The organism is Micromonospora sp. WMMD956, assembly GCF_029626125.1.
Classification (GTDB): domain Bacteria; phylum Actinomycetota; class Actinomycetes; order Mycobacteriales; family Micromonosporaceae; genus Micromonospora; species Micromonospora carbonacea.
Map to the genome: position 1 here is coordinate 591,166 of NZ_JARUBI010000005.1, position 22,936 is coordinate 614,101.

Annotated in this window: 20 protein-coding genes and 1 pseudogene; 8 read left to right on the forward strand and 13 right to left on the reverse strand. The window is 75.9% G+C overall.

Features of this window, described 5'->3' with window-relative positions:
* Window positions 1-9: 9 nt before the first annotated feature.
* The 4 genes from lgt to trpC all read right to left on the reverse strand — a co-directional run bounded on the left by lgt (window position 10) and on the right by trpC (window position 4,351).
* The gene (gene lgt / locus O7628_RS02765; RefSeq protein ID WP_278128116.1) at window positions 10-1,137 is read right to left on the reverse strand and encodes a prolipoprotein diacylglyceryl transferase; all 1,128 of its coding nucleotides are present in this window, start codon (window positions 1,135-1,137) and stop codon (window positions 10-12) included.
* A gap of 237 nt (window positions 1,138-1,374) precedes the next feature.
* On the reverse strand, window positions 1,375-2,178 hold the full coding sequence (gene trpA, locus O7628_RS02770) for a tryptophan synthase subunit alpha (protein WP_278128118.1): 804 nt from the start codon (window positions 2,176-2,178) through the stop codon (window positions 1,375-1,377).
* A 3-nt stretch (window positions 2,179-2,181) separates the two neighbouring features.
* A complete protein-coding gene (gene trpB / locus O7628_RS02775; protein WP_278128120.1) occupies window positions 2,182-3,417 on the reverse strand; it encodes a tryptophan synthase subunit beta in 1,236 nt (411 codons plus the stop codon).
* A 70-nt stretch (window positions 3,418-3,487) separates the two neighbouring features.
* Entirely contained in the window at window positions 3,488-4,351 is an 864-nt protein-coding gene (gene trpC / locus O7628_RS02780) for an indole-3-glycerol phosphate synthase TrpC (RefSeq protein WP_278128121.1), read from the reverse strand.
* Window positions 4,352-4,871: 520 nt separating this feature from the next.
* On the opposite strand from trpC, the gene O7628_RS02785 reads away from it, so the two are divergent.
* Window positions 4,872-5,129, forward strand: a complete 258-nt coding sequence (locus O7628_RS02785; RefSeq protein WP_178065821.1) for a hypothetical protein — start codon at window positions 4,872-4,874, stop codon at window positions 5,127-5,129.
* A gap of 151 nt (window positions 5,130-5,280) precedes the next feature.
* Here the strand turns inward: O7628_RS02785 and O7628_RS02790 are convergent, their stop codons facing one another.
* The 4 genes and pseudogenes from O7628_RS02790 to O7628_RS02805 form a co-directional block, all read right to left on the reverse strand.
* Window positions 5,281-5,892 (reverse strand): Trp biosynthesis-associated membrane protein, encoded by a 612-nt coding sequence (locus O7628_RS02790; RefSeq protein ID WP_278128122.1) that lies wholly within the window; start codon window positions 5,890-5,892, stop codon window positions 5,281-5,283.
* 46 nt (window positions 5,893-5,938) lie between these two features.
* A complete protein-coding gene (locus O7628_RS02795; RefSeq protein WP_278128123.1) occupies window positions 5,939-7,492 on the reverse strand; it encodes an anthranilate synthase component I in 1,554 nt (517 codons plus the stop codon).
* Complete coding sequence (gene hisI / locus O7628_RS02800; protein ID WP_074474532.1) at window positions 7,489-7,923, reverse strand: phosphoribosyl-AMP cyclohydrolase; 435 nt, start codon at window positions 7,921-7,923, stop codon at window positions 7,489-7,491. Before hisI ends, O7628_RS02795 begins: the two co-directional genes overlap by 4 nt.
* A 204-nt stretch (window positions 7,924-8,127) precedes the next feature.
* Window positions 8,128-9,054, reverse strand: a pseudogene (locus tag O7628_RS02805) (hypothetical protein); the annotation flags it as partial.
* 31 nt (window positions 9,055-9,085) lie between these two features.
* Between O7628_RS02805 and O7628_RS02810 the strand changes: the two are divergent.
* The 3 genes from O7628_RS02810 to O7628_RS02820 are packed head-to-tail and all read left to right on the forward strand — an operon-like array spanning window position 9,086 to window position 11,256.
* Window positions 9,086-9,883 (forward strand): ABC transporter ATP-binding protein, encoded by a 798-nt coding sequence (locus O7628_RS02810; RefSeq protein WP_278128124.1) that lies wholly within the window; start codon window positions 9,086-9,088, stop codon window positions 9,881-9,883.
* Window positions 9,880-10,635, forward strand: coding sequence for an ABC transporter permease (locus tag O7628_RS02815; RefSeq protein ID WP_278128125.1), 756 nt, complete (start codon window positions 9,880-9,882; stop codon window positions 10,633-10,635). The genes O7628_RS02810 and O7628_RS02815 overlap by 4 nt, the downstream gene beginning before the upstream one ends.
* 21 nt (window positions 10,636-10,656) lie before the next feature.
* On the forward strand, window positions 10,657-11,256 hold the full coding sequence (locus tag O7628_RS02820; RefSeq protein ID WP_278128126.1) for a TetR family transcriptional regulator: 600 nt from the start codon (window positions 10,657-10,659) through the stop codon (window positions 11,254-11,256).
* Window positions 11,257-11,406: 150 nt separating this feature from the next.
* On the opposite strand, the gene O7628_RS02825 is transcribed toward O7628_RS02820, so the two are convergent.
* From O7628_RS02825 to O7628_RS02835, 3 genes are all read right to left on the reverse strand, one after another.
* Complete coding sequence (locus O7628_RS02825; RefSeq protein WP_278136187.1) at window positions 11,407-12,159, reverse strand: DUF2470 domain-containing protein; 753 nt, start codon at window positions 12,157-12,159, stop codon at window positions 11,407-11,409.
* Between the two features lie 111 nt (window positions 12,160-12,270).
* Window positions 12,271-14,046, reverse strand: a complete 1,776-nt coding sequence (locus tag O7628_RS02830) for an ABC transporter ATP-binding protein (RefSeq protein ID WP_278128128.1) — start codon at window positions 14,044-14,046, stop codon at window positions 12,271-12,273.
* A complete protein-coding gene (locus O7628_RS02835) occupies window positions 14,043-15,920 on the reverse strand; it encodes an ABC transporter ATP-binding protein (RefSeq protein WP_278128129.1) in 1,878 nt (625 codons plus the stop codon). Before O7628_RS02835 ends, O7628_RS02830 begins: the two co-directional genes overlap by 4 nt.
* A gap of 151 nt (window positions 15,921-16,071) precedes the next feature.
* Between O7628_RS02835 and O7628_RS02840 the strand changes: the two genes are divergently transcribed.
* Window positions 16,072-16,701 carry a TIGR03085 family metal-binding protein gene (locus tag O7628_RS02840; protein ID WP_178065830.1) on the forward strand — a complete coding sequence of 210 codons (630 nt, stop codon included), beginning with the start codon at window positions 16,072-16,074 and terminating at the stop codon, window positions 16,699-16,701.
* Between the two features lie 122 nt (window positions 16,702-16,823).
* On the forward strand, window positions 16,824-18,650 hold the full coding sequence (locus O7628_RS02845; RefSeq protein WP_278128132.1) for a long-chain fatty acid--CoA ligase: 1,827 nt from the start codon (window positions 16,824-16,826) through the stop codon (window positions 18,648-18,650).
* 151 nt (window positions 18,651-18,801) lie between these two features.
* On the opposite strand, the gene O7628_RS02850 is transcribed toward O7628_RS02845, so the two are convergent.
* Together O7628_RS02850 and O7628_RS02855 are read right to left on the reverse strand one after the other, a co-directional pair.
* Complete coding sequence (locus O7628_RS02850; protein WP_278128133.1) at window positions 18,802-20,106, reverse strand: low temperature requirement protein A; 1,305 nt, start codon at window positions 20,104-20,106, stop codon at window positions 18,802-18,804.
* Window positions 20,107-20,174: 68 nt separating this feature from the next.
* Window positions 20,175-21,632, reverse strand: coding sequence for a PLP-dependent aminotransferase family protein (locus O7628_RS02855; protein WP_278128135.1), 1,458 nt, complete (start codon window positions 21,630-21,632; stop codon window positions 20,175-20,177).
* A gap of 58 nt (window positions 21,633-21,690) precedes the next feature.
* Between O7628_RS02855 and O7628_RS02860 the strand changes: the two genes are divergently transcribed.
* Both O7628_RS02860 and O7628_RS02865 read left to right on the forward strand, forming a co-directional pair.
* Window positions 21,691-22,359 (forward strand): hypothetical protein, encoded by a 669-nt coding sequence (locus O7628_RS02860; RefSeq protein WP_278128137.1) that lies wholly within the window; start codon window positions 21,691-21,693, stop codon window positions 22,357-22,359.
* An 85-nt stretch (window positions 22,360-22,444) separates the two neighbouring features.
* A complete protein-coding gene (locus tag O7628_RS02865; protein ID WP_278128139.1) occupies window positions 22,445-22,906 on the forward strand; it encodes a hypothetical protein in 462 nt (153 codons plus the stop codon).
* Window positions 22,907-22,936: the final 30 nt, after the last annotated feature.

Consider the following 22,936-nt stretch of genomic DNA (forward strand, 5'->3'; position numbering starts at 1 on the left):
CCCTCCCGCTCAGCTCTCGCGGTCGGCGGCGCGGGAGCCGGTGGCCCCGGCCGCCTCGTCGCCCGCCCCGTCGGGCCCGGCTGCCCCACCGTCGGCGTCGCCGGTCGCGGTGGGGTCGTCGGGGACGGCCCCGGTCTCCTCGTACGCGCGGAACTGCTCCTCGCTCACCACCCGGTAGCCCGCCGGGGCGGCGGCCCGCGCGCCGGCCTCCCGCTCGGACAGGTCGACCTGGGACACGTCGCCCCCGGTCGTCGGGACCGGGGCCGGGGCGGGGCCGCCCAGCGGGACGAGGTATTCCCGGGGCCCGCGCACGCGCAGGAAGTAGACCAGCGCCCCGACGAAGACCAGCGCGGCCGTCCAGACGTTGAGCCGGAGGCCGAGGATGTGGTTGGCCTCGTCGGTGCGCATCAGCTCGATCCAGAACCGGCCGGCCGTGTAGCCCATGACGTAGAGCGCGAACGCCCGCCCCCGGCCCAGGCGCAGCCGCCGGTCGAGGACGAGGACCAGCGCGGCGACGCCGACGTTCCACAGCGCCTCGTAGAGGAACGCCGGATGGTAGAGCCCCGGCAGCAGCACCGGCTCGCCGTCGACGACCTTGGCGTGGCCCGGGTTGCGGGGATCCATGTCGTGCACCTGCAACCCCCACGGCAGGGTCGTCAGGCCGCCGTAGAGCTCGTTGTTGAACCAGTTGCCCACCCGGCCGACGGCCTGCGCGAGCGGCAGCCCCGGGGCGAGCGCGTCGGCCACCACCGCGAACGGGATGCCGAGCTGACGGGCCGCGAGCCACGCGCCGAGCGCCCCACCCGCCACCGCGCCCCAGATGCCGAGGCCGCCCTCCCAGATGGCGAACGCCTTGAGCGGTTCGCCGCCCGCGCCGAAGTATTTCTCCGGCGAGGTGATCACGTGGTAGATCCGGGCGCCGATGATGCCGGTCGGCACCGCCCAGACGGCGATGTCGAGCACCGCGCCGGGGGCGACGCCGCGCTGGCGCAGCCGGCGCTCGGTCACCACGCAGGCCACCGCGATGCCGGCGATGATGCAGAGCGCGTACGCCCGCAGCGGCAGCGGGCCGAGCTGCCAGACGGCCGTGCTGGGGCTCGGCAGGGCCGCCTGGGGGATCGTGGAGACGAGGGTCACGGTTGCACACGCTACCGCCGCCCACCGCCCCGGCGGCACCCCGGGCCGGGTGCAAGGAAGGGCCCCTTGTTAACGCCTGGGGTCGAGAAGGGTCCCCTTCTCACCCCGCACGGCGCGCGCGAGCGGTGCCGGGCGGAGCGGCGCGGGGCGGCGGAGCACGGCGCGGAGCGGCAAAGGGCGGGGCGGGTCAGGCGGGGCGGCGCGGAGGGCGGGGCGGGTCAGCGCCGGGCGGGGCGGTCAGCGCTGCGGGTGGCGGACGCCCTCGGCCAGTTCGGCGCTCAGCGCCCGCAGGGCGGTCAGGCCGGCGGTCGGGTCGGGCGCGTCGAGCAGGCAGCGGATCAGGGCGCTGCCGACGATCACGCCGTCGGCGTACCCGGCGACGGTGCCGGCCTGCGCGCCCGTGCCGACGCCGAGCCCGACGCCGACCGGCAGGTCGGTCACCTCGCGCAGCCGGGAGACCAGGATCGGCGCGGCCTCCGAGGTCTGCGACCGGGCGCCGGTGACGCCCATGATGGCGGTGGCGTAGACGAAGCCCCGGCAGTGCTCCGCGGTCATCCGCAGCCGCGCGTCCGTCGACGACGGGGAGACCAGGAAGGTGCGGTCCAGGCCGTGCGCGTCCGAGGCCGCCAGCCACTCGTCGGCCTCGTCGGGGATCAGGTCGGGGGTGATCAGGCCCGTGCCGCCGGCCGCCGCGAGGTCCCGGGCGAAGGCGTCGACGCCGTACTGCTCGATGGGGTTCCAGTAGGTCATGGTGACCACCGGCGCGCCGGTGGCCGCGACCGCCTCGACGATGCGCAGCGCGTCGGCGGTGCGCACGCCGCCGGCCAGGGCGATGTCGCTGGCCTTCTGGATGACCGGACCGTCCATCACCGGGTCGGAGTAGGGAATCTCCAGCTCGATGACGTCCACGCCGGCGGAGACCATCGCCTTCATGGCCGCGATGCTGCCCTCGACGGTCGGGAAGCCGGCCGGCATGCAGCCCACCAGCACGGCCCGCCCGTCGGCCCGGGCCTTGTCGAACGCGACCCCGATGCGGCTCACGAGTCACTGCTCCTTGTCGAGGATGCCGAAGTATTCGCCGGCGGTGTGCACGTCCTTGTCGCCGCGGCCGGAGAGGTTGACCAGGATGACCGGCTCCCGGCCCAGCTCGGCGGCGAGCCCCGGGGCGATCTTGCGCGCGCCGGCGAGGGCGTGCGCGCTCTCGATCGCCGGGATGATCCCCTCGGTGCGGCAGAGCAGCTCGAACGCGGCCATCGCCTCGGCGTCGGTCACCGGCAGGTAGCTCGCCCGGCCGCTGTCGTGCAGCCACGCGTGCTCCGGCCCGACGCCCGGGTAGTCCAGACCGGCCGAGATGGAGTGCGACTCGATGGTCTGCCCGTCGGCGTTCTGGAGCACGTAGGTGCGCGCGCCGTGCAGCACCCCGGAGGTGCCGCCGGTGATGCTGGCCGCGTGCCGGTCGGTGTCCACGCCCTCCCCGCCGGCCTCGAAGCCGTAGAGTCGCACGCCCTCGTCGGGCACGAAGGCGTGGAAGATGCCCAGCGCGTTGGAGCCGCCGCCGACGCAGGCCGCGACGGCGTCGGGCAGCGCGCCGGTCGACTCCAGGCACTGCGCGCGGGCCTCGACGCCGATGCCCCGGACGAAGTCCCGGACCAGCTCGGGGAACGGGTGCGGCCCGGCGGCCGTGCCGATGAGGTAGTGCGTCTCGTCGACGTTGGCGACCCAGTCCCGCATCGCCTCGTTCATCGCGTCCTTGAGGGTACGCGAGCCGGTGGTGACCGGGACGACGGTGGCGCCGAGCATCCGCATCCGGGCCACGTTGAGCGCCTGCCGCTCGGTGTCGACCTCGCCCATGTAGACCACGCATTCGAGGTCGAACAGGGCGGCGGCCGTCGCGGTGGCCACGCCGTGCTGGCCGGCGCCGGTCTCGGCGATCACCCGCCGCTTGCCCATCCGCTTGGTCAGCAGCGCCTGGCCGAGCACGTTGCGCACCTTATGGGCGCCGGTGTGGTTGAGGTCCTCGCGCTTGAGCAGCACCCGCGCGCCGATCTGGGCGGAGAACCGGTGCGCCGGGTAGAGCAGCGAGGGGGTGCCCGCGTAGTCGCGCAGCAGCGCGTCGAACTCGGCGCGGAACGACTCGTCGGACATCGCCTTGCGGTAGGCGGCGTCGAGCTCGTCGAGCGCCGCGACGAGCGCCTCCGGGACGAACCGGCCGCCGAACCGGCCGAAGTGACCGGCGGCATCGGGGAGCTGACCGGCCGGGGCCGGTTCGGTGGCGCTCATGGCGGTGTCCTCTCGCTGCTGACTTCTCGCCCCGGGTTGCTCGGCGCGCCGGGCGGGAGCCCGGCGCGGCTCAGCGCGCCGGGCGGGGCGTCGCCGGGTGGTTGCCGGCGTTGACCAGGGCGGCCACCGCCTCGCGGGGGCTGGACTGGGTGACCAGGCCCTCGCCGACCAGCACGGCGTCGGCGCCGGCCGAGGCGTACCGGATCAGGTCGTGCGGGCCGCGCACGCCGGACTCGGCGATCTTGACGACGTTGCTGGGCAGGCCGGGGGCGATCCGCTCGAACACCGACCGGTCGACCTCCAGGGTACGCAGGTCGCGGGCGTTGACCCCGATCACCTGCGCGCCGGCCTCCATGGCCCGGTCGGCCTCCTCCTCGGTGTGCACCTCGACCAGCGCGCACATGCCGAGGGACTCGATCCGCTCCAGCAGCCCGACCAGCGCGTTCTGCTCCAGCGCGGCCACGATCAGCAGGACCAGGTCCGCGCCGTGCGCGCGGGCCTCGTGCACCTGGTAGCTGGAGACGACGAAGTCCTTGCGCAGCACGGGCACCTTGACCGCGGCCCGGACGGCGGCCAGGTCGTCCAGCGAGCCGCCGAACCAGCGCCCCTCGGTGAGCACGCTGATGGCCCGCGCGCCCCCGGCGGCGTAGTCGGCGGCGAGAACGGCCGGGTCGGCGATCTCGGCGATCTGGCCCTTGGACGGCGACGAGCGCTTCACCTCGGCGATCACCGCCACGCCGGGGCGGCGCAGGGCCGCGTACGCGTCCAGCGGTGGCGGCGCGGCGGCGGCGAGCTCACGGATCCGCTCCAGCGGAACCTGTTCCTGCCGTCGGGCGACGTCCTCGCGGACGCCGGCCAGGATCTCGTCGAGGACGCTTCCGGACGCCGCCGGACCGGCCCCGTCCCCCTCCGCGTGCGCATGCTCAGCAGTCACCAACGGACTCCCCTCTCCGGGTGTCATGGGCCGATGCTAGGGGGCGCCACCTGGCAGCACGTGCCGGGGGTATGGCGCGCCTCACGAGATGGGCTGCGGCATAATGGCCGACTTCCGGTGAACGGTGGATCACCGAGCGCGATCTGACACATCGATCGCGGTGACGCACCGCCCGCCACTCCATCGATGATCGCCCATCTTCATCGGATCATTGTCCGTCGGCGGCGCGCCGGGCGCACGTCGCCCGTCGACACCGGCGCGACCGGCCGGCGGCCCGCGCGCCCACCGGCGGCGCGACCGCGCGCACGCCGGTCGATGTTGTGACGAAGCTCAAGGCTGAACGGCCCTGCCCAGGTGGCCGGACCCGGCGGACAGTTGACGTGGCGGTGACCACGGCGAAACGTGAGCCGGGCACCGTGGGACTCGGGCAGACTCGACGAGGGGCCTGCCCACGGCCCATCGGGCGGTCGCGGCGAGCCGCCGCCCGCGCCGTCGGAACGATCTCGTGTGGGGTGACCAGATGAGCACTGCCGGGCCCAACCCGACCATCGGACTGACCACCATCTCCCGCACCGTGGCGTCCCTCGCCGTCGGGGTGGTGCACACCCTGGAGCGGGCCGTCGTGGGCGACGCCCGGGTGCGCACCGCGCGCGGCAACGCCTGGGAGGCCGTCTGCGCCGACCGGGCCCGCGCCGACCAGCGCGCCGAGCTGAACCGGCTGGTGGCCGAGCTGGCCGCCGCCCGCGCCGCGACGCCGGACCGCCAGCCGGTCGGCTGACCCCGGCCGCCGGCTCCACCGGCCGGACCAGGCCCCGAGGTCGCCGGTCGGCCGGTTCGCGGGTCAGTCCGTTCGCCGGGCGGCCGGTTTGCCGGCTCGCCGGTCAGTCCATTCGCCGGGCGGTCCATTCGCCGGGCGAACGGTGCGCCGGTCAGTCGGCGGTCGGGTCCTCGCCCCGGTCCAGCGCGTCCCACGCCTCGGTGGTCCGCCGCCCGGCCACCGGGCCCGCCGCGGCGGCCTCCCCCGGGGCGGAGCCGACGCCGGGCCGGGCCCGGCGCTCGTAGCGCGCCCCCATCGCCGGCCAGCCCCCGCCGCGCAGCGCGACACCGCCGCCGCCGAAGGCGGCGAGCAGGCCACCGACCAGGCAGAACGCCGGCCACTGCCGGCTCACCGTGCCGTCGAACGCGGCCACCAGGCCGTAGCCGCCGCCGGCAGCCACGGCCACGCCGAGCGCCAGCAGCAGGACGCCGACCAGCCGGCGCGGCACCCCCCGGGTGGCCAGCACCGCCCCGCCCCCGGCCAGCCCGACCACCGCGAGCGCGGGCAGCCAGGGCAGCAGGCCCGCCCCGGTGCGCGCCGCGCGCACCGGGGGCAGCGGCGCCGGCCGGGCGGCCAGCTCCACCGCCCAGGTCCGGGTCGAGGCCCACAGCGCCAGGCCCGCGCCGGCCAGGCAGAGCAGCACGGCGTACGTCAGCTCGCGGCGCGCCCGCGCGGCCGGCGCGCCGGCCCCGGAGGTCTCCCCGCCGGTCGCCGGCCCGGTCACCGCGGCCACCCGCCGCCCGGTGCCGCGACGAGCCGCCCCGCCACGCTCACCGGGCGGGCCGCAGCGTCTCGGCGGCGGCGATGGCGGCGAGCACGGCGGCGGCCTTGTCGCGGGTCTCCCGGTCCTCGGCGGCCGGGTCGGAGTCGGCCACCACCCCCGCGCCGGCCTGCACGTACGCGCGGCCGTCGCGGATCAGCGCGGTGCGGATGGCGATCGCCATGTCCAGGTCACCGCCGAAGCCGAAGTAGCCGACCGTGCCGCCGTAGAGGCCGCGCCGGACCGGCTCCAGCTCCTCGATGATCTCCATGGCCCGGACCTTCGGCGCGCCGGACAGGGTCCCGGCGGGGAAGGTCGCGGCCAGCGCGTCGAACGCCGTCTGCTCCGGGCGCAGCTCGCCGACCACGGTCGAGACGATGTGCATGACGTGGCTGTAGCGCTCGATGGTGGCGAACTCCGGCACCTCCACCGTGCCCGGGCGGCAGACCCGGCCCAGGTCGTTGCGGCCCAGGTCGACGAGCATGACGTGCTCGGAGCGCTCCTTCGGGTCGGCGAGCAGCTCGGCGGCGAGCCGGGCGTCGGCGTCCGGCGTGCCGCCGCGCGGGCGGGTGCCGGCGATCGGGTGCAGCAGCGCGCGGCGTCGACCGTCGGGGCCGGCGTTGACCTTCAGGTGCGCCTCCGGCGACGAGCCGACGACGTCGAAGCCGTCGAAGCGCAGCAGGTACATGTACGGGCTCGGGTTGGTGGTGCGCAGCACCCGGTAGACGTCCAGCGGGTCGGCGTCGGTGGGCCGCTCGAAGCGCTGGGCCAGCACGATCTGGAAGCACTCCCCGGCCCGGATCGCCTCCTTGGCCGCCTCGACGGCCTTCGGGTAGCCGCCCGGGTCGGTGCGGCTGACCACGTCGCCGACGGCCGGCCGGTCGACCGTGGAGATCATCGGCGGGATGGGCCGGGACAGTGCCGTGGTCATCGCGTCCAGCCGCCCCACCGCGTGGTGGTAGGCCGCGGCGACCAGGGCGTCCCGGCCCGGCTCGTCGGCCGGGGGCAGCACCGCGTTGGCGATCAGGATCGCCGAGCCGTCGTAGTGGTCGAGGACCACCAGGTCGGTGGCGAGCATCATGCCCAGCTCGGGCAGGCCGAGGTCGTCCTCGGTCAGCTCCGGCAGCCGCTCGAAGCGGCGGACCAGGTCGTATCCCAGGTAGCCGACCATGCCGCCGGTCAGCGGCGGCATCCCGCTGGCCGGGTCCCAGGCCGGGCCGGCGAGCGCCTCGACGGTCTCGCGCAGCACCCGCACCGGGTCGCCGCCGGCGGGCAGCCCGGCCGGCGGCTGGCCGGTCCAGCAGGCCGTGCCGTCGCGCTCGGTGAGCGTGGCGCTGCTGCGCACCCCGATGAACGAGTACCGCGACCAGGCCATCCCCGCCGAGCCGGCCCCCTGCTCGGCGGACTCCAGCAGGAACGTGCCCGGGCCGCCGGCCAGCTTGCGGTAGACGCCCACCGGGGTCTCCGCGTCGGCGAGCAGCCGCCGGGTGACCGGGACGACCCGCCAGCGGGCCGCCAGGTCGGCGAAGGTGGCCTGGTCGGGGCTCACGACGCCGTCGGTCATGCGGGCCCCCCGCTGGTGGTGACCGGCAGCTCGGTGAAGAAGCAGGTGCGCTCGCCGGTGTGGCAGGCCGCGCCGACCTGGTCGACGCTGACCAGTAGCGCGTCGCCGTCGCAGTCCAGCGCGACCGAGCGGACGTGCTGGAGGTGGCCGGAGGTGGCCCCCTTGACCCAGTATTCCTGCCGGCTGCGCGACCAGTAGGTCGCCAGCCCGGAGGTGAGGGTGCGGTGCAGCGCCTCGTCGTCCATCCAGGCGACCATCAGCACCTCGCCCGTGTCGTGCTGGCGCACCACGGCGGCCACCAGGCCGTCGGGGGTGCGGCGCAGCCGCGCGGCGACGGCCGGGTCGAGCCGGGACGGACGGGCCGGGCCGGGCGTCGCCGCCGGGGTCTTGCGGGCGTTGGCGCCGGTCACCGGCGCGTCAGGTACGGGCACAGTCACCCATTCTCCCGCACGCGGCGCGGGCACCGGCGACGGCTCCCGCCGGGCGAGGGGGGTCGGGCCCGGCGCACAGGCCCGCGCCGGCCCGGGCCCGCCCGTGAGCTGCGCGAGGTAGCGGTCCAGCCGCCCGTCGGACAGCGCCTCGGCGAGGTCCGCGCCGGCACCGGCGGCGATCTCCTCGGCGTACGGGCGGACCAGCGGGACGGTGCCGGTGACCAGCCGCCCGGCGGCGGCCCAGAGCTGGCCGACGGAGCCGGGGCGCACGCCGAGGCAGAGCAGCATGTCGTCGCGGTATCCGGGCGGGGCGACCGGCAGGTCGAGGGCGGCGGCGAACGCCGCCCGGCGGGACACCACCCGCACCGACGGGTTGGCCAGCCGCAGCACGGACGGGCAGAGCCGGGCCAGGTCGGCGGCGGCCAGCCGGACGCCGAGGTGGTCGCCCCGGGCCCGGGCCCCGGCGACCTTACCGAGCGTGGCGATCAGCTCCTCCAGCCGCGGCTCGTCGGCGGGCTGGCAGAGCACCGGCAGGTCGATGCGGGCCCGCCACCGCTCGTCGGCCCAGAGCAGCCGGATCGGCGCGGTGACCGGCAGCCCGAACGCCCACTCGGCCGGCTGGGCGAGCCGCTCCAGCCAGGAGCGGACGTCGCGGACCGCCACCGAGACGTGGGTGAGCCGGCCGCCGTTCTCGGCCAGGTAGGCGCGGCGGGCGGCGTACGGGGCGTTGATCGGCGGCCCGGCCGGGCGGGGCGGCGGCGCGTCGGTGACCAGCACGTCGAGGTCGACGTCGCTGTGCGCCGTGGCGGCCCGGCGGGCGTGGCTGCCCCGCAGCAGGATGCCGACGACGGGGCGCTCGGCCGCCTGCCGCAACCGGGCGGCCCAGTCGTCGAAGAATCCACTTTCCGGTGACGCAGCGTGACCCACCGCGCCATCGTGCCGTACGCCCGATCGGGGCGCAATGCCCGATGCCGGACGGGCTGTCCGGTCAGAAGGCTGACGCCCGGTCCGAAGGCTAGTGCCCGAGGGTTCTCTTTCCTGCCCCGGGGTACCTTTCGCCGCCGCCGTCGCGGACGCTCCGGCGGCGGCCCGTTGCGGACGGCGCCCTCCCTCGCCTACCGTGGAGTTCATCGGGTGATGAATTCCGTCTCAGGGAGTGGCGATGGACCATGCGATCGCGGTCCGCGACCTGGTCGTGGACCGGGGCCGACGCCGGGTGCTGCACGGCGTGACCTGCGCGGTGCCGCGCGGGGCCGTCACCGGCCTGCTCGGGCCCAGCGGCAGCGGCAAGACCACCCTCATGCGGGCCGTGGTCGGCGTGCAGACGGTCCGCTCGGGCTCGGTGACCGTCCTCGGCCGGCCGGCGGGTTCCCCCGCGCTGCGCAGCCGGGTCGGCTACCTGACCCAGGCGCCCAGCGTCTACGCCGACCTCACCGTCGCCGAGAACGCCCGCTACTTCGCCGCCCTGCACGGCCGGGGCCGGGCCGAGGCGGACCGGGCCGTGGCCGACGTCGGGCTGGCCGGGGCCGCCGGCCAGCTCGTCGGCGCCCTCTCCGGCGGGCAGCGCAGCCGGGCGTCGCTGGCCTGCGCCCTCGTCGGCGAGCCGGAACTGGTCGTGCTCGACGAGCCGACGGTCGGGCAGGACCCGGTGCTGCGGGCCGACCTGTGGGCCCGGTTCCACGCCCTCGCCGCCGCCGGGACGACCCTGCTGGTGTCCAGTCACGTGATGGACGAGGCGGCCCGCTGCGACCGGCTGCTGCTGATCCGCGAGGGCCGGCTCGTCGCCGACGACACCCCCGACGCCGTCCGCGCCGCCGCCGGGGTCGACGACCTCGACGAGGCGTTCCTGCGCCTGATCCGGGCCAGCGAGGCGGCCGCCGGACCGGCCGGCGGCACACCGGCCGGCGGCACACCCGCCGGCGGCACCGGGCGGGCGGCCGGCGAGGGGGCGGCGGCGTGAACGCGCGCATCCTGGCCGCCACCACCGGCCGCGTCCTGCGCCAGCTGCGGCACGACCGGCGCACCGTCGCCCTGCTCGTGCTGGTGCCGGCCCTGCTGCTCACCCTCGTCTACTACATGTACGCCGACCAGCCCACCCCGCCCGGCCAGCCGAGCATGTTCGACCGGGTGGCCCTGGTGATGCTCGGCGTCTTCCCCTTCGTGATCATGTTCCTGGTGACCAGCATCGCGATGCTGCGCGAGCGCACCTCCGGCACCCTGGAGCGGCTGCTCACCACCCCGCTGGGCCGGCTCGACCTGCTCTTCGGCTACGGCATCGCGTTCGGCCTCGCCGCCGCCGGCCAGGCCGCGATCGCCGCCGGGGTGGCCTACCGGGTGTTCGGGCTGACCACCGCCGGCAGCAGCGCCCTGGTGATCGCGATCGCCGTGGTCGACGCGGTGCTCGGCGTCGCCCTCGGCCTGCTCTGCAGCGCCTTCGCGCGCACCGAGTTCCAGGCCGTGCAGTTCATGCCCGTCGTGGTGATCCCCCAGCTGCTGCTGTGCGGGCTGTTCGTCGCCCGCGACGAGATGGCCGGCTGGTTGCAGGCGGTCAGCGACGCGCTCCCCCTGTCGTACGCCGTCGAGGCGTTGCAGGAGGTCGGCGCGCACGCCGAGCCGACGGCCACCATGTGGCGCGACCTCGGGGTGGTGGCCGGGGCGGCGGTGCTGGCGCTGGCGCTGGCCGCGGCCACCCTGCGCCGCCGAAGCGGCTGACGCGCGGGCGGGGTGGGGACGATGGCGACGCCGCGACGCACCGGCCGGCGGCCCGGCAACCCGGGCACCCGCGGGGCGATCCTCGACGCGGCGCGCGCCGCGTTCGCCGAGCGGGGCTTCGACGCGTCCTCGATCCGGTCGATCGCCGCCGCGGCCGGGGTCGACCCGGCGCTGGTGCACCACTACTTCGGCGGCAAGGACCAGCTCTTCCTGGCCGCGATGGGCGCCCCGCTCGACCCGGGCGAGCTGCTGCCCCGGGTGCTGGCCGGCGACCCCGACGGCGTCGGCGAGCGGCTGGTGCGCACCTTCCTCGGCGTCTGGGACTCCCCGGCCGGCGTCGCCGCGGTGGCCTTGCTGCGCTCGGCCGTGAGCAACGAGTGGACGGCCCGGCTGCTGCGGGAGTTCCTGGTCACCCAGGTGCTGCGCCGGATCCTCCAGCACCTCGACGTCGACCCGGCCGAGCTGCCGCTGCGCGGGTCGCTGGTGGCCAGCCAGCTGGTCGGGCTGGCCCTCATGCGGCACGTGGTGCGGCTGGAGCCGGTCGCCTCCGCCCCGGCGGAGACCCTGGTCGCGGCGGTGGGCCCCACCGTCCAGCGCTACCTACGCGGGGGGCTGGGGTAAGGAAGGGCCCCTTGTTAACGCATTCGGTAGAGCGGGGTACCCCGCTCACCTCCCGGGCGCGGCCCGCGCACCGGCACAGCCCGCGCCCAGCGGGCGGCGGGGCGCTCAGCAGCGGGGTGCGGCGGGCCCCAGCCGCCGGGGGCGGGGCGCTCAGCCGCGGGGCGCGGCGGAGTGCGGGTGCTGGCAGAGCATCGGGTGCAGCAGCCGGGCGAGCTCCCGGTGGTCGGCCACCGGGCGCGGGAAGGCCAGCCGGGCCCGCCGCCGGGCCCCGGGCCGGCCGAGGGAGACCAGCAGCCCGTACCGGTCGACGCGGACCACGCGAGGCGGGCTGTCGGGGCCGGACTCGACCAGGCCGAGCTGCCGCCGGACATACGCGGCCATCTCCCGGCCGTGGTGCACGGCCAGCTCGGTCAGCAGCTCCGGCTCCACCGGGTGCAGCGGGTCCGGCTCCGCCTCGGCGTACGCCACGGGGTCGATCCGCAGCAGCCCGTCGGGGCGCTCCAGCCGGGCCTCGGCCACCTCGAAGCGGTAGAGCCGGAAGCGGGTGCCCACGTCGAGCAGGTCGCCGGTCGGGTCCACCTCGGCGAAATCCAGCGTGGCCTGGCGGGCCGCGTCGCCGTGCAGCGGGGCGGCCCACCCGGAGACCCAGGCGCGGCCGAGCGACGGGGCGCCGGCGGCCGGCGGCAGGTCGAGCACGTCCAGCGCCACGGCGACGTCGGAGCCCTCCCCCCGGGGCAGCGCCGCCGCCAGGTCGCTGTGCACGCCGACGAGCAGCAGCACCCGCCCGTCGACGTCGGTGGCGTGCCGGACGTGGAACGGGCCGGGCCGCTGGGCCAGGTGCACCAGGGCCGGGAGCCGGCCGGCGACCAGCGTCCGGACGGTCTCGGCGGGCGTGGGGCGCAGGGCGGGACTGGGGCGCATGACCCACCTCCGAAGGTTAGGCTTACCTAATCAGCACCGTAGACCATGCGCTTCCCCGCGTCCACCGCACCGCCGGTTCGCCCGCCCGGACCGTCAGCGGGTCTGCTCCAGCCAGGAGGCGTGCAGCAGGCCGTAGACCGAGTCGGGGTCGCGGATCAGCTCCTCGTGCGGCCCGCGCTGCACGATCCGGCCCCGGTCCACCACGATCACCTCGTCGGCGGCCTCGGCGGTGGAGAGCCGGTGGGCGATCGCGAGGGTGGTCCGGCCCCGGGTCACCGCGTCCAGGGTGCGCTGGAGGCGCACCTCGGTCGCCGGGTCCACCGCGCTGGTCGCCTCGTCGAGCACCAGCAGGTCGGGGTCCGCCACGTACGCCCGCGCCAGCGCCACGAGCTGCCGCTCCCCCACGCTCAGCGCCTCGCCCCGCTCGCCGACCGGGGTGTCCAGCCCGGCCGGCAGCCCGGCCAGCCAGTCGGCCAGCCCCAGCTCGGTGAACGCGGCCGTCAGCTCCGCGTCGGTCAGCTCCGGCCGGGCGAAGCGGACATTCTGCCCGACGGTGGCGTCGAACAGGAAGCCGTCCTGCGGCACCATCACCACCCGGGAACGCAGCGAGGCGAACCGGACCTCGGTCAGCGGCACGCCGGAGAGCAGCACCGCCCCGTCGGTCGGGTCCATCAGGCGGGTGAGCAGCTTCGCGAACGTGGTCTTGCCGCTGCCGGTCTCGCCCACCACGGCGACCCGGCTCTTCGCCGCGATGTCCAGGGTCACGTCGTGCAGCACCGGCGGCCCGCCCGGGTAGGCGAAGCCGACCCCGGCGAAGCGGATGTCCAGGGGCCCCGACGGCAGGTCCCGCCCCTGCTCGCCGGGGTCGGCCACGTCCGGGGCGACGTCGAGCACGTCGAGCACCCGCCGCCAGCCGGCGATCGCGTTCTGCGCCTCGTTGAGCACCTCGGTGGCGATCTGCACCGGCTGGATGAACAGGGTCACCAGGAACAGGAACGCGGTGAGCTGCCCGATCGACAGGGTGCCGTCCGCGCCGAGCAGCACCCCGAGCACCACGACGCCGGCCAGCGCCAGCCCGGCGGCCAGCTCCCCCACCGAGCTGCCCATGATGCTGATCCGGATGGCCCGCTGCTGGGCCCGCTGCTGCCCCTCGATCGCCACGTCGAGCCGCCGGGCGGTCCGCCCGGCAATCCCGTACGCCCGGATCACCGGCGCCCCGACCACGCTCTCGCCGATCGTGCCGAGCAGGGTGCCCATCCGCTGCCGGACCACCCCGTAGGCCCCGGCGAGGCGGCGCTGGAGCTGCCGGATCACCAGCACCGCCGGCGCGAACGCGGCGAGCACCACGAGGGTCAACTGCCAGGAGTACGCGAGCATGACGGCCGTCGTCACCGCGAGCTGGCCGAGGTTGACGATGAGGATCACCCCGCCCCACTGGAGGAACTGGGTGATCTGGTCGACGTCGCTGGTGACGCGGGAGACCAGCGAGCCGCGCCGCTCGGACTGCTGGTGCAGCATCGACAGGTCGTGCACGTGCCGGAACGCCCGGGTGCGCACGTTGGCCAGGGCCGTCTCGCTGACCGTGAACAGCCGGCGCATCATCAGGTAGCCGCAGGTGGTGGTCACCACCAGCACGGCGGCGGTCGCCGCGACGACGGTCCACACCACGCCCAGGTCGAGACCGCCGACGATGCCCTCGTCGATGCCCTGCTGCACGGCGACCGGGACGGCGACCCGGCCCACCATGTAGACCAGCGCCAACGCGAGGGTGCCGGCCAGGCCGGTGCGCAGCTCGGGCGAGAGGGCCAGGCCCCGCCGCAGCGTGCGCCAGGTGTTCTCCGCCGGTTGCTCGGCCTCCACCACGCTCACCGGTCCACCTCGACTTCCAGGCCGGAGGTCAGCGGGGTGACCTCCTCGTACGGGCGGGGCTGCTGCTCGCTCTCGGCCTCGGCCTGCTCGTAGGCGGTGACCAGGTCGGCGTAGCCGGGGACGGTGGCGAGCAGCTCGGCGTGGGTGCCCCGGGCGATCACCCGGCCCTGTTCCAGGTAGATCACCTCGTCGGCGAGGGCGATGGTGGCCCGCCGGTAGGCCACCACGAGGATCGAGGCGGCGGGGCCGCCGGCGGCCGGGGCGCGCAGCCCGGCGAGGATGGCCGCCTCCACCCTCGGGTCGACCGCGCTGGTGGCGTCGTCGAGGACCAGCAGCCGGGGCCGCCCGGCCAGCGCCCGGGCCAGGGTGAGCCGCTGCCGCTGCCCACCGGAGAGCGAGGTGCCCCGCTCGCCGACCATCGTGTCGAGCCCCTCGGGGAGCGCGGCCACGAAGCCGTCGGCCTCGGCGAGCCGCAGCGCGGCCCAGACGTCGTCGTCGGTGACGCCGGGCCGGTCCAGCGCGATGTTCGCCCGCACGGTGTCGTCGAAGACGAACGGCACCTGGGCGACCAGGGCGGCGGTGCCGGCCAGCGAGGCGGCGGTGAGCCGGCGGACGTCGACGCCGTCGAGGCTGACCGTGCCGGTGTGCGGGTCGACCAGCCGCACGGCCAGCGCGGCGATGGTGGACTTGCCCGAGCCGGTGGGCCCGACCAGGGCCACGGTCTTCCCGGCGGGCACGGTGAAGGTGACCTCGCCGAGCACCTCGGCGCCGGGCAGGTGCGCCTCGGCGGGCTCGTAGGCGAAGCCGACGTCGGCGAAGGCGAGCGTGGCCGGCGTCGGGTCGGCCGGGTCGAGGGCGACGTCGCCGTACGGCATCTCGCCGGTGGCGTCGAGCACCCGGCGCACCCGGTCCCAGCCGGCGACGCTGCGCGGCAGCTCGGCCAGCACCCAGCCGATGGCCCGCACGGGGAAGGCGAGCACGGTGAACAGGAAGGCCACGCTGACCAGGTCGGTGACGGAGATGGCGCCCTGCCGGAGACGGAACGCGCCGACCACCAGCACGGCGAGGGTGCCGAGGCTGGGCAGGGTCTCCAGCAGCGGGTCGAAGACGCCGCGCAGCCGGCCGACGGAGATCAGCGCGTCGCGCAGCTCGCCGGCGCGGGCGGCGAACCGGGCGGTCTCCTGCGCCTCGCGGCCCATGGTCTTGACCACCAGGGCGCCGTCGAAGCTCTCGTGGGCGATGCCGCTGACCTCGGCGCGCAGCCGCTGGGCACGGGCCTGGCGCGGGGCCATCCGGCGGGAGTAGACCACGTTGAGGGCGAACAGGGCGGGGAAGACCGCGAGGCCGACGAGGGCCAGCGCCCAGTCGGTGACGAACAGGGAGGCGATCGCGCCGACCAGCATGACCACGGTGCCGACGGCGAAGGGCAGCGGGGCGATCGGGTACCAGGCCGCCTCGACGTCGGAGTTGGCGTTGGACAGCAGGGTGCCGGTGGCGTTGCGCTGGTGCCAGGACAGCGGCAGGTCCAGGTAGCGGCGGGTGACCTGCCGGCGGTAGGCGGCCTGGAGCCGGAACTGCATGTAGCCCGCGCCGAGCCGGCGGCCGAAGATGCCGACCACCCGCAGCACGCTGATGCCGAACAGCGCCCCGGCGGCGAGGGCGAGGGCGGCGACGCCCACCGACCCGCGCGCGATCGCCGGCACCACGACGTCGCCGACCACCGCGCCGACGACGTACGCGCTGGCGATCACCAGCCCGCCGAACAGCACGCTGCCGCTGACCGCCACCGCGAAGATCCGGGGCTGCTCCCGGATCGCCCGGCCGAGCACGGACAGCCCCCTGCGGAGCACGTCCCGACTTGTCCTGCTGGTCACGCTCTCCCCCGCCGTAAGTTGCACATTATCCCCCTCATCCTTACCGGACGGGTCCAGCCACGCTGTCCCGGAACGGGTATGTCGGCGGTCACGTCGGGGGCCGTCCCCGCCACGACGGGCCGACGGCGGCGCGCCGGCCTACGATCGGGCCATGCCGCGGTACGCCCGGTCGGAGCGCGAGGCGCTCGCCGACCTCATGCAGACCCTGGGCCCTGATGCGCCGACCGTCAACGAGGGCTGGTCGGTCCGGGACCTCGCCGCCCACCTCGTCGTGCGGGAGCGGCGGCCGGACGCCGCCGGGGGGATCGCGCTGCCACCGCTGCGCGGGTACGCCGAACGGGTGCGCCTGCGGGTCGCGGCGCGGCCTTTCGACGAGCTGGTGGCGCAGGTGCGCCGGCCGCCGCTGTGGAGCCCGCTGAGCAATCCCCTCACCGACGAGCTGGTCAACGCCATGGAGTTCTACATCCACCACGAGGACGTCCGGCGGGCCCGGGCGGGGTGGGGCCCGCGCGACCTGCCGGCCGGGCTGGACGCGGTGCTGTGGCGGCGGGCCTCGGTGCTCGGCCGGCTGGCGCTGCGCCGCTTCCCGGCCGACCTGCTGGTGCAGGCGCCCGGGCACGGCGCGCTGTCGGCGGGGCGGGGCGGGCCACGGGTGCGGGTGGTCGGCGCGCCGGGCGAGCTGACGCTCTTCCTCACCGGCCGGCAGCGGGTCTCGCGGGTGCAGGTGGAGGGGCCGGCGGCGGTGGTGGACCGGCTCCGGGCCGCCCAGCTCGGCATCTGACCTACGCCGCGTCGGTGGGCCGGCGCGAGGACTAGCCGATGCGCGGTGCAGGCAATACCCTTCGGTAACCGCAAACGACGTGACCCCCGTCACGCCTCCACCCCCCGAAGGCGGCTACAGCGATGTCTCTCGATGTACCGTACCGTTCCATCCCCGACATGTTCCTCAAGCGCGTCGCGGCCACCCCCGACCGCCCCGCGTTCGCCCACCCCGCCCCCGACGACTCCGGGCCGGTCTGGCTGACCTGGGCCCAGGTGGGGCAGCGGGCCCGGGCGATCGCGGCGGGGCTGCACGGGCTCGGTGTCGGCCGCGAGGACCCGGTGGCGATCCTGTCGAGCACCAGGCTCGACTGGGTGCTCGCCGACTTCGGCATCATGTGCGCGGGTGGCGCCACCACCACCGTCTACCCGACCACCGAGCCCGAGGACACCACGTACATCGTCGCCGACTCCGGCTCACGGGTGCTGTTCGCGGAGAACCCGGCCCAGGCCGCCAAGATCGCCGGCGCGACGCTGCCGGCCCTGACCCACGTGGTGCTCTTCGACGGCACGCCCGACCCGGCGGCGGCCGTGCCGCAGCTGACCCTCGCCGAGCTGGAGGAGCGCGGCGGCCGGGCCCTGGCCGACGACCCGGAGCTGATCGAGCGCCTGACCGCCGACCTCGGGCCCGACCACCTGGCCACCCTCATCTACACCTCCGGCACCACGGGCCGACCCAAGGGCGTCGAGCTGCTGCACGGCGGGTGGTGCTGGGAGGGCGTCGCGCAGGCCGAGGTGGGGCTGCTGCGCACCGACGACCTGCAGTACCTGTGGCTGCCGCTGGCCCACTCGTTCGGCAAGACCCTGCTCTGCGGCGCGACCCACGTCGGCCTGCCGACCTACGTCGACGGCCGGGTCGAGAAGCTGGTCGAGCTGCTGGCCGTCGTGCGGCCGACGCTGATGTGCGGGGCGCCCCGGGTCTTCGAGAAGGTCTACAACAAGGCGGTCACCACCGCGCAGGGCGCCGGCGGCGCGAAGGCGAAGATCTTCGCCTGGGGGGTGCGGGTCGGCAAGGAGAAGGTCGGACTGGAGCAGGCCGGGCGGCCCGTCCCCGCCGGGCTGAGGCTGCGCTACGCGCTGGCCGAGAAGCTGGTGTTCAGCAAGCTCCAGGCCCGCCTCGGCGGCCGGATCCGGGTGCTGGTCTCCGGCTCCGCGCCGCTGAGCAAGGAGATCGCCACCTTCTTCGCCGCCGCCAACCTGCCGATCTCCGAGGGGTACGGCCTCACCGAGAGCAGCGCCGGCAACTTCGTCAACCCGCCCGGCGGCCTGCGCATCGGCACCGTCGGCCGGGCGATGGGCGACCTGGAGTGCCGGATCGACACCGACGGGGAGATCCTGGTCCGGGGCCGGCCGGTCATGCGGGGCTACCACCACCTCCCCGAGGACACGGCCGCGGCGTTCACCGAGGACGGCTTCTTCCGCACCGGCGACATCGGCAGCCTCGACGACGACGGCTACCTGCGCATCACCGACCGGAAAAAGGACCTGGTCAAGACCTCCGGCGGCAAGTACGTCGCCCCCTCGCACATCGAGGGCATGTTCAAGGCGCTGTGCCCGTACACGTCGCAGGCGGTCGTCATCGGCCAGGCCCGCAACTACTGCACGATGCTGGTCAGCCTCGACCCGGACGCGATCCTGGGCTGGGCGGCCGGCGGCCCGCTGGAGGGGCGCAGCTACGCCGAGATCGCCGCCTCCGCCGAGGCCCGGGCCATGGTCGAGGGGTACGTCGCCCAGCTCAACGCCAAGCTCAACCGCTGGGAGACGATCAAGAAGGTGACCGTCCTGCCCCGCGACCTGACCATCGAGGACGGCGAGATGACCCCGTCCCTCAAGATCAAGCGCCGGGGCGTGGAGAGCAACTTCGCGGCCGAGATCGACCGGATGTACGAGGGCAGCCTCGCCGAGATCTGAGCCGGCGACCCGCCGGCGGGCCCAGCACACGGCGGCACCGACCCACCGGCGGCCGTGCCCCACCGTCCCGGGGCACGGCCGCCGGTCACTCCGTCGCCCCGTCGATCCGTCGCCCGGCCGCCCGGTCGGCACGCGACGGCAGCGGCCCGGCTCACAGGTGCTCGGCGCGCCACCGGCTCGCCTCGGCCTCGGCCTCGGTCTGCTCCGCCAGCGCCAACTGGCGGACCCGGTGCCGGCGACGTCCCTCCCCCCGGGTCTCCACCACCGTCAGCACCACGCAGACCGCCCCGAGCAGCAGCAGCGCGTGCAGGGCCCCGATCCGGGCGGCCAGCGGCGACAGCACGGCCAGCACCGCCACCGCGACCACCGGCGGCCAGCGCAGCACCCGCAGCGCCCGCACCCCGCAGGCGACGAGGCTGAGCAGGTAGAGGCCGACCCCGCCGTAGAGGACGAGGATCCACAACGCCCCCAGCGGCTCGCCCCAGGCCGGCTTGGTCGGGTCCGCCGCCTCGACGAGCAGGTCCTTGATCCCGACGGCGAAGAAGATCACCCCGGCGATGATCGGCAGGTGCAGGTACGTGTACACGTCGCGGGCCAGCCGGGCCCGCCTCACCGGGCCGCGGGCCCGGTGCAGCGCCTGCTCGACGGCGAGCGCCAGGACGTCGAAGTACGCCCACCACAGCGTCGCCGCGATCGCGATGCCGGTCACCGCGGCGACCACCACCGGCCAGGTCAGCGGCAGGCCGGTGACGAACTTCGAGCCCAGCCCCAACGCGATGATCGACTCGCCGAGCGCGATCAGCACCATCAGGGCGTGCCGCTCGGCCCAGTGCCCGGCCGACACCACCGCCCAGTACGGGCCGCCGATGATCGTCCCGGCCCCGTACTCCAGGGTCAGCGCGGCGGCCCAGAAGGCCAGTTGCAGGGCCGTCGCCGTGCCGTCGTGGGCGATCCGCAGCGGCACCAGCGCGGCCGCGACGAGCAGGGCCGCCGCGACCAGCGGCAGCCCGGCGAGCCACGCCCAGCGACGCAGCCGGACCGGGTCGCCCCGGGCCACCCAGCCGAGGACCGCGAGCTGCGAGGCGCGGACCAGGAAGTAGCAGCCCGCGAAGACCAGCGGGCCGTTCAGCCCGCCGGGCCGGTCCGTGAACGCGCCCGGCATGCTCAGGGCCAGCAGGAAGGTCGCCGCGACCGTCACGAAGCCGACCAGCGGCAGGACCCCCTGGTCGGCGCGGACGGCGTTGCCGAGCCCGGCGAAGCCCGTCCAGCACCACCAGAGCAGCCCCAGCACGAGCAGGCAACGGCATGGGCTGACGGGGCTCGGATCGTCCACGGTCAGCGTGGTGACGTTGAGGAACGCGTACACGAAGACCAGGTCGTAGAAGAGCTCCAGCCGGGTGGTACGCGAGCCGGGCGCGCCGGGTCGCACCCCGAGCGACCATCCCCCGCTGCGCACCCCCGCAGTCTCCCAATCCCGGGGCCCGGGCGGCCGGGTTCGGCCGGATCGGTGGACCGCGCGGGCGGTCAGGCGATGACGGCCGGCTCCTGCCAGCGCGGGCGGCCGGCGCGGTCCAGGTCGTAGCGGACCGCCGCGAGCCGCCCGACGGCCTCCGCGAGGTCCGCGGCGGGCAGCGTGAACGGCAGCCGCAGGAAGCGTTCGAGGGTGCCGTCCAGGCCGAACCGGGGGCCGGGGGCCAGCCGTACGCCGACCTCCTCGGCGGCGCGGGCCAGCGCGCTGGAGATCGGCCCGTCCAGCTCCACCCAGAGCGTCACCCCGCCGCGCGGCGCGGTGACCCGCCAGTCGGGCAGGCGGCGCGCGAGCGCGTCGGTCAGGGCGTCGCGCTGGGCGGCGAGCTGGGTGCGGCGGGCGGCCACGATGGCCGGCGCGTCGGCGAGCAGGTGGACCGCGACGAGCTGGTCGAGCACCGGGCTGGCCATGTCCACCCCGACCCGGGCTGCGGCGAGCCGCTGCACCTGCGGGGCGGACGCGCGGACCCAGCCGATGCGCAGGCCGCCCCAGTAGGGCTTGCTCATCCCGCCGATGGAGATCACCCGGGAGTGCCTGTCGAACGTGGCGACGGGCGGGGGCAGCTCGGTGCCGTCCAGGGGCAGGTCCACGAACGACTCGTCGATCACCAGGTCGGTGCCGGCGGCGTGGGCCGCGGCGACCACCCGCTCGCGCAGCTCGGCCGGCATCAGGTGCCCGGTCGGGTTCTGGAAGTCGGGGATCAGGTAGGCCAGCTTCGGCCGCCCCTGGCGCAGGCTGCCCAGCAGCAGGTCGGCGTCCCAGCCGGCGGCGTCGGTGGCCAGGCCGTGCGTGGTGATCCGGGCCCGGCGGGCGGCGAGGGCGGCGAGGGCGTTCGGGTACGTCGGCGACTCGACCAGCACGTTGCCCCCGGGCGCCAGGGCCAGCCGCAGCACCAGGTCCAGCGCGTGCTGGGTGCCGCTGGTGACCATGATCTGGTCGGGCGAGGTGGGCAGGCCCCGCGCCGTGTAGCCGGCGGCGACCGCCTCGCGCAGCTCGATGACGCCGGTCGGGTGGTAGCCGGCCCCGCCCAGGTAGCGGGGCAGGTCCTCGGCGGCGGCCCGGGCGGCGGGCAGCAGCTCGGGCGGGGCGGCCAGCGCGGCCACCCCGAGGTCGATCATGTCGCGGTCGTCCAGCGGGGTCCACAGGCCGGTGCTGGCCACCCGGTGCGTGCCCGGGAGCATCGTCCAGCTGCCCGCCCCCCGGCGGCTGGCCAGGTGGCCGCTCTCCCGCAACTGCCGGTACGCGGCGGTCACCGTGGTCCGGCTGATCCGCAGCGCCTCGGCCAGCTCCCGCTCGGCCGGCAGGCGCACCCCCAGGGGCAGCCGGCCGTCGGCGAGCAGCCCCCGGACGGCGCCGGCGAGCGCGGCGTAGTCCGGGCTGCGGCGGCGGCCGGGCAACGCGTGCCACTGCCCGAGGAGCCGAGCCAATTGGGTCCCACGCACCTGGCTCGTCATGGCCACCCTCCCGATATTGGCTCTCCCCACCGCCGGATTGGCACCTAGGGTGGCATGCATGGTGGCAATTGGCAATCTGCGGCACCGGCCCGCCCGGCGGCTGGTCCAGCTCTACGCGGGGCTGACCCTCTACGGCGTCAGCATGGCGCTGATGATCCGCTCCGGCCTCGGCCTCGACCCGTGGGACGTCTTCCACCAGGGCGTCGCCCGGCGGACCGGGCTGTCGTTCGGCACCGTCACCATCGCCGTCGGCGCGCTCGTGCTGCTGCTGTGGATCCCGCTGCGGCAACGACCGGGCCTCGGCACGGTCAGCAACGTGCTGGTCATCGGGCTCGTGGTCGACGCCACCCTGGCCCTGCTGCCCGGCGACGCCCCGCTGGCGGCACGGGCGACGCTGCTGGTCGTCGGGATCGTCGCCAACGGCGCCGCCACCGCCCTCTACCTGGGCGCGCGGCTCGGCCCCGGCCCCCGCGACGGCCTGATGACCGGCTACGTGGCGCGCCGCCCCGGCCGGTCGGTCCGGCTGGTCCGCACCGTCATCGAGGTCACCGTGCTGGCCCTCGGCTGGCTGCTCGGCGGCACCGTCGGCGTCGGCACCGTCGCGTACGCCCTCGCCATCGGGCCGCTGACCCAACTGTTCCTGCCCCCGTTCACCGTCGACGCGCAACCGGCGGGGGCGGGACCGGTCGAGGTGGGGGCCGCCGGGCCACGCCCCGCCGGACCGTGACCGCGTCACCGCGCTGAGCTGCGGCGACGCCCGTACCGGAAAAGTAGGTGTTTCCTCCGGGGGCGACGCACGGCATCATTCCTGCATGGGGGAGAGCGGATGGCGCTGGACCGACGCCTGGATCTTCGTTTCGCTGGTGATCGCCAACGGTGCCGGCCGGCACCGCAGGTCGGCATCCACCCGACGCCCCGAGGGCGTCCGGCTCGCTGACGTGCTCTCCACAGCCGACCACCTCAACCACGCCATCCCCGAGCGGCACGAGGTGGAGACCGCGGTCCGCCGGCTCGTCGGGGCCGGCCTGGTGAGCGTGACCGACGGCTGGTTCCGGCTCACCCCCGACGGCGAGCGGCTCTGGCGCTCCCGGCCGAGCGCCGGCCTGGCCACCGCCGTCGACACCGTGCAGGGCGTGCTGAGCCGCCGGCACGCCCCGGGCAGCGCCGAGTGGACCCTCCCCGAGGACGAGCACGCCGCCGCCGTGCAGGAATACGCCGTCCGCTCGATCCCGGCCCCGCGCCGCTCGCCGGAGGGCCACTCCGGGCGGCCCTGACGGGCGAGGGCGCGCCGCCGGGCGTCGACC

Coding starts and splice junctions, on each gene's coding strand:
- O7628_RS02840 (WP_178065830.1), top strand. CDS start 16,072: ATGCCGCGGTACGCCCGGTCGGAGCGCGAGGCGCTCGCCGACCTCATG.
- O7628_RS02855 (WP_278128135.1), bottom strand. CDS start 21,632: ATGACGAGCCAGGTGCGTGGGACCCAATTGGCTCGGCTCCTCGGGCAG.
- trpB (WP_278128120.1), bottom strand. CDS start 3,417: ATGAGCGCCACCGAACCGGCCCCGGCCGGTCAGCTCCCCGATGCCGCC.
- O7628_RS02845 (WP_278128132.1), top strand. CDS start 16,824: ATGTCTCTCGATGTACCGTACCGTTCCATCCCCGACATGTTCCTCAAG.
- O7628_RS02795 (WP_278128123.1), bottom strand. CDS start 7,492: ATGACCGACGGCGTCGTGAGCCCCGACCAGGCCACCTTCGCCGACCTG.
- O7628_RS02865 (WP_278128139.1), top strand. CDS start 22,445: ATGGGGGAGAGCGGATGGCGCTGGACCGACGCCTGGATCTTCGTTTCG.
- O7628_RS02860 (WP_278128137.1), top strand. CDS start 21,691: ATGGTGGCAATTGGCAATCTGCGGCACCGGCCCGCCCGGCGGCTGGTC.
- O7628_RS02820 (WP_278128126.1), top strand. CDS start 10,657: ATGGCGACGCCGCGACGCACCGGCCGGCGGCCCGGCAACCCGGGCACC.
- O7628_RS02810 (WP_278128124.1), top strand. CDS start 9,086: ATGGACCATGCGATCGCGGTCCGCGACCTGGTCGTGGACCGGGGCCGA.
- O7628_RS02785 (WP_178065821.1), top strand. CDS start 4,872: ATGAGCACTGCCGGGCCCAACCCGACCATCGGACTGACCACCATCTCC.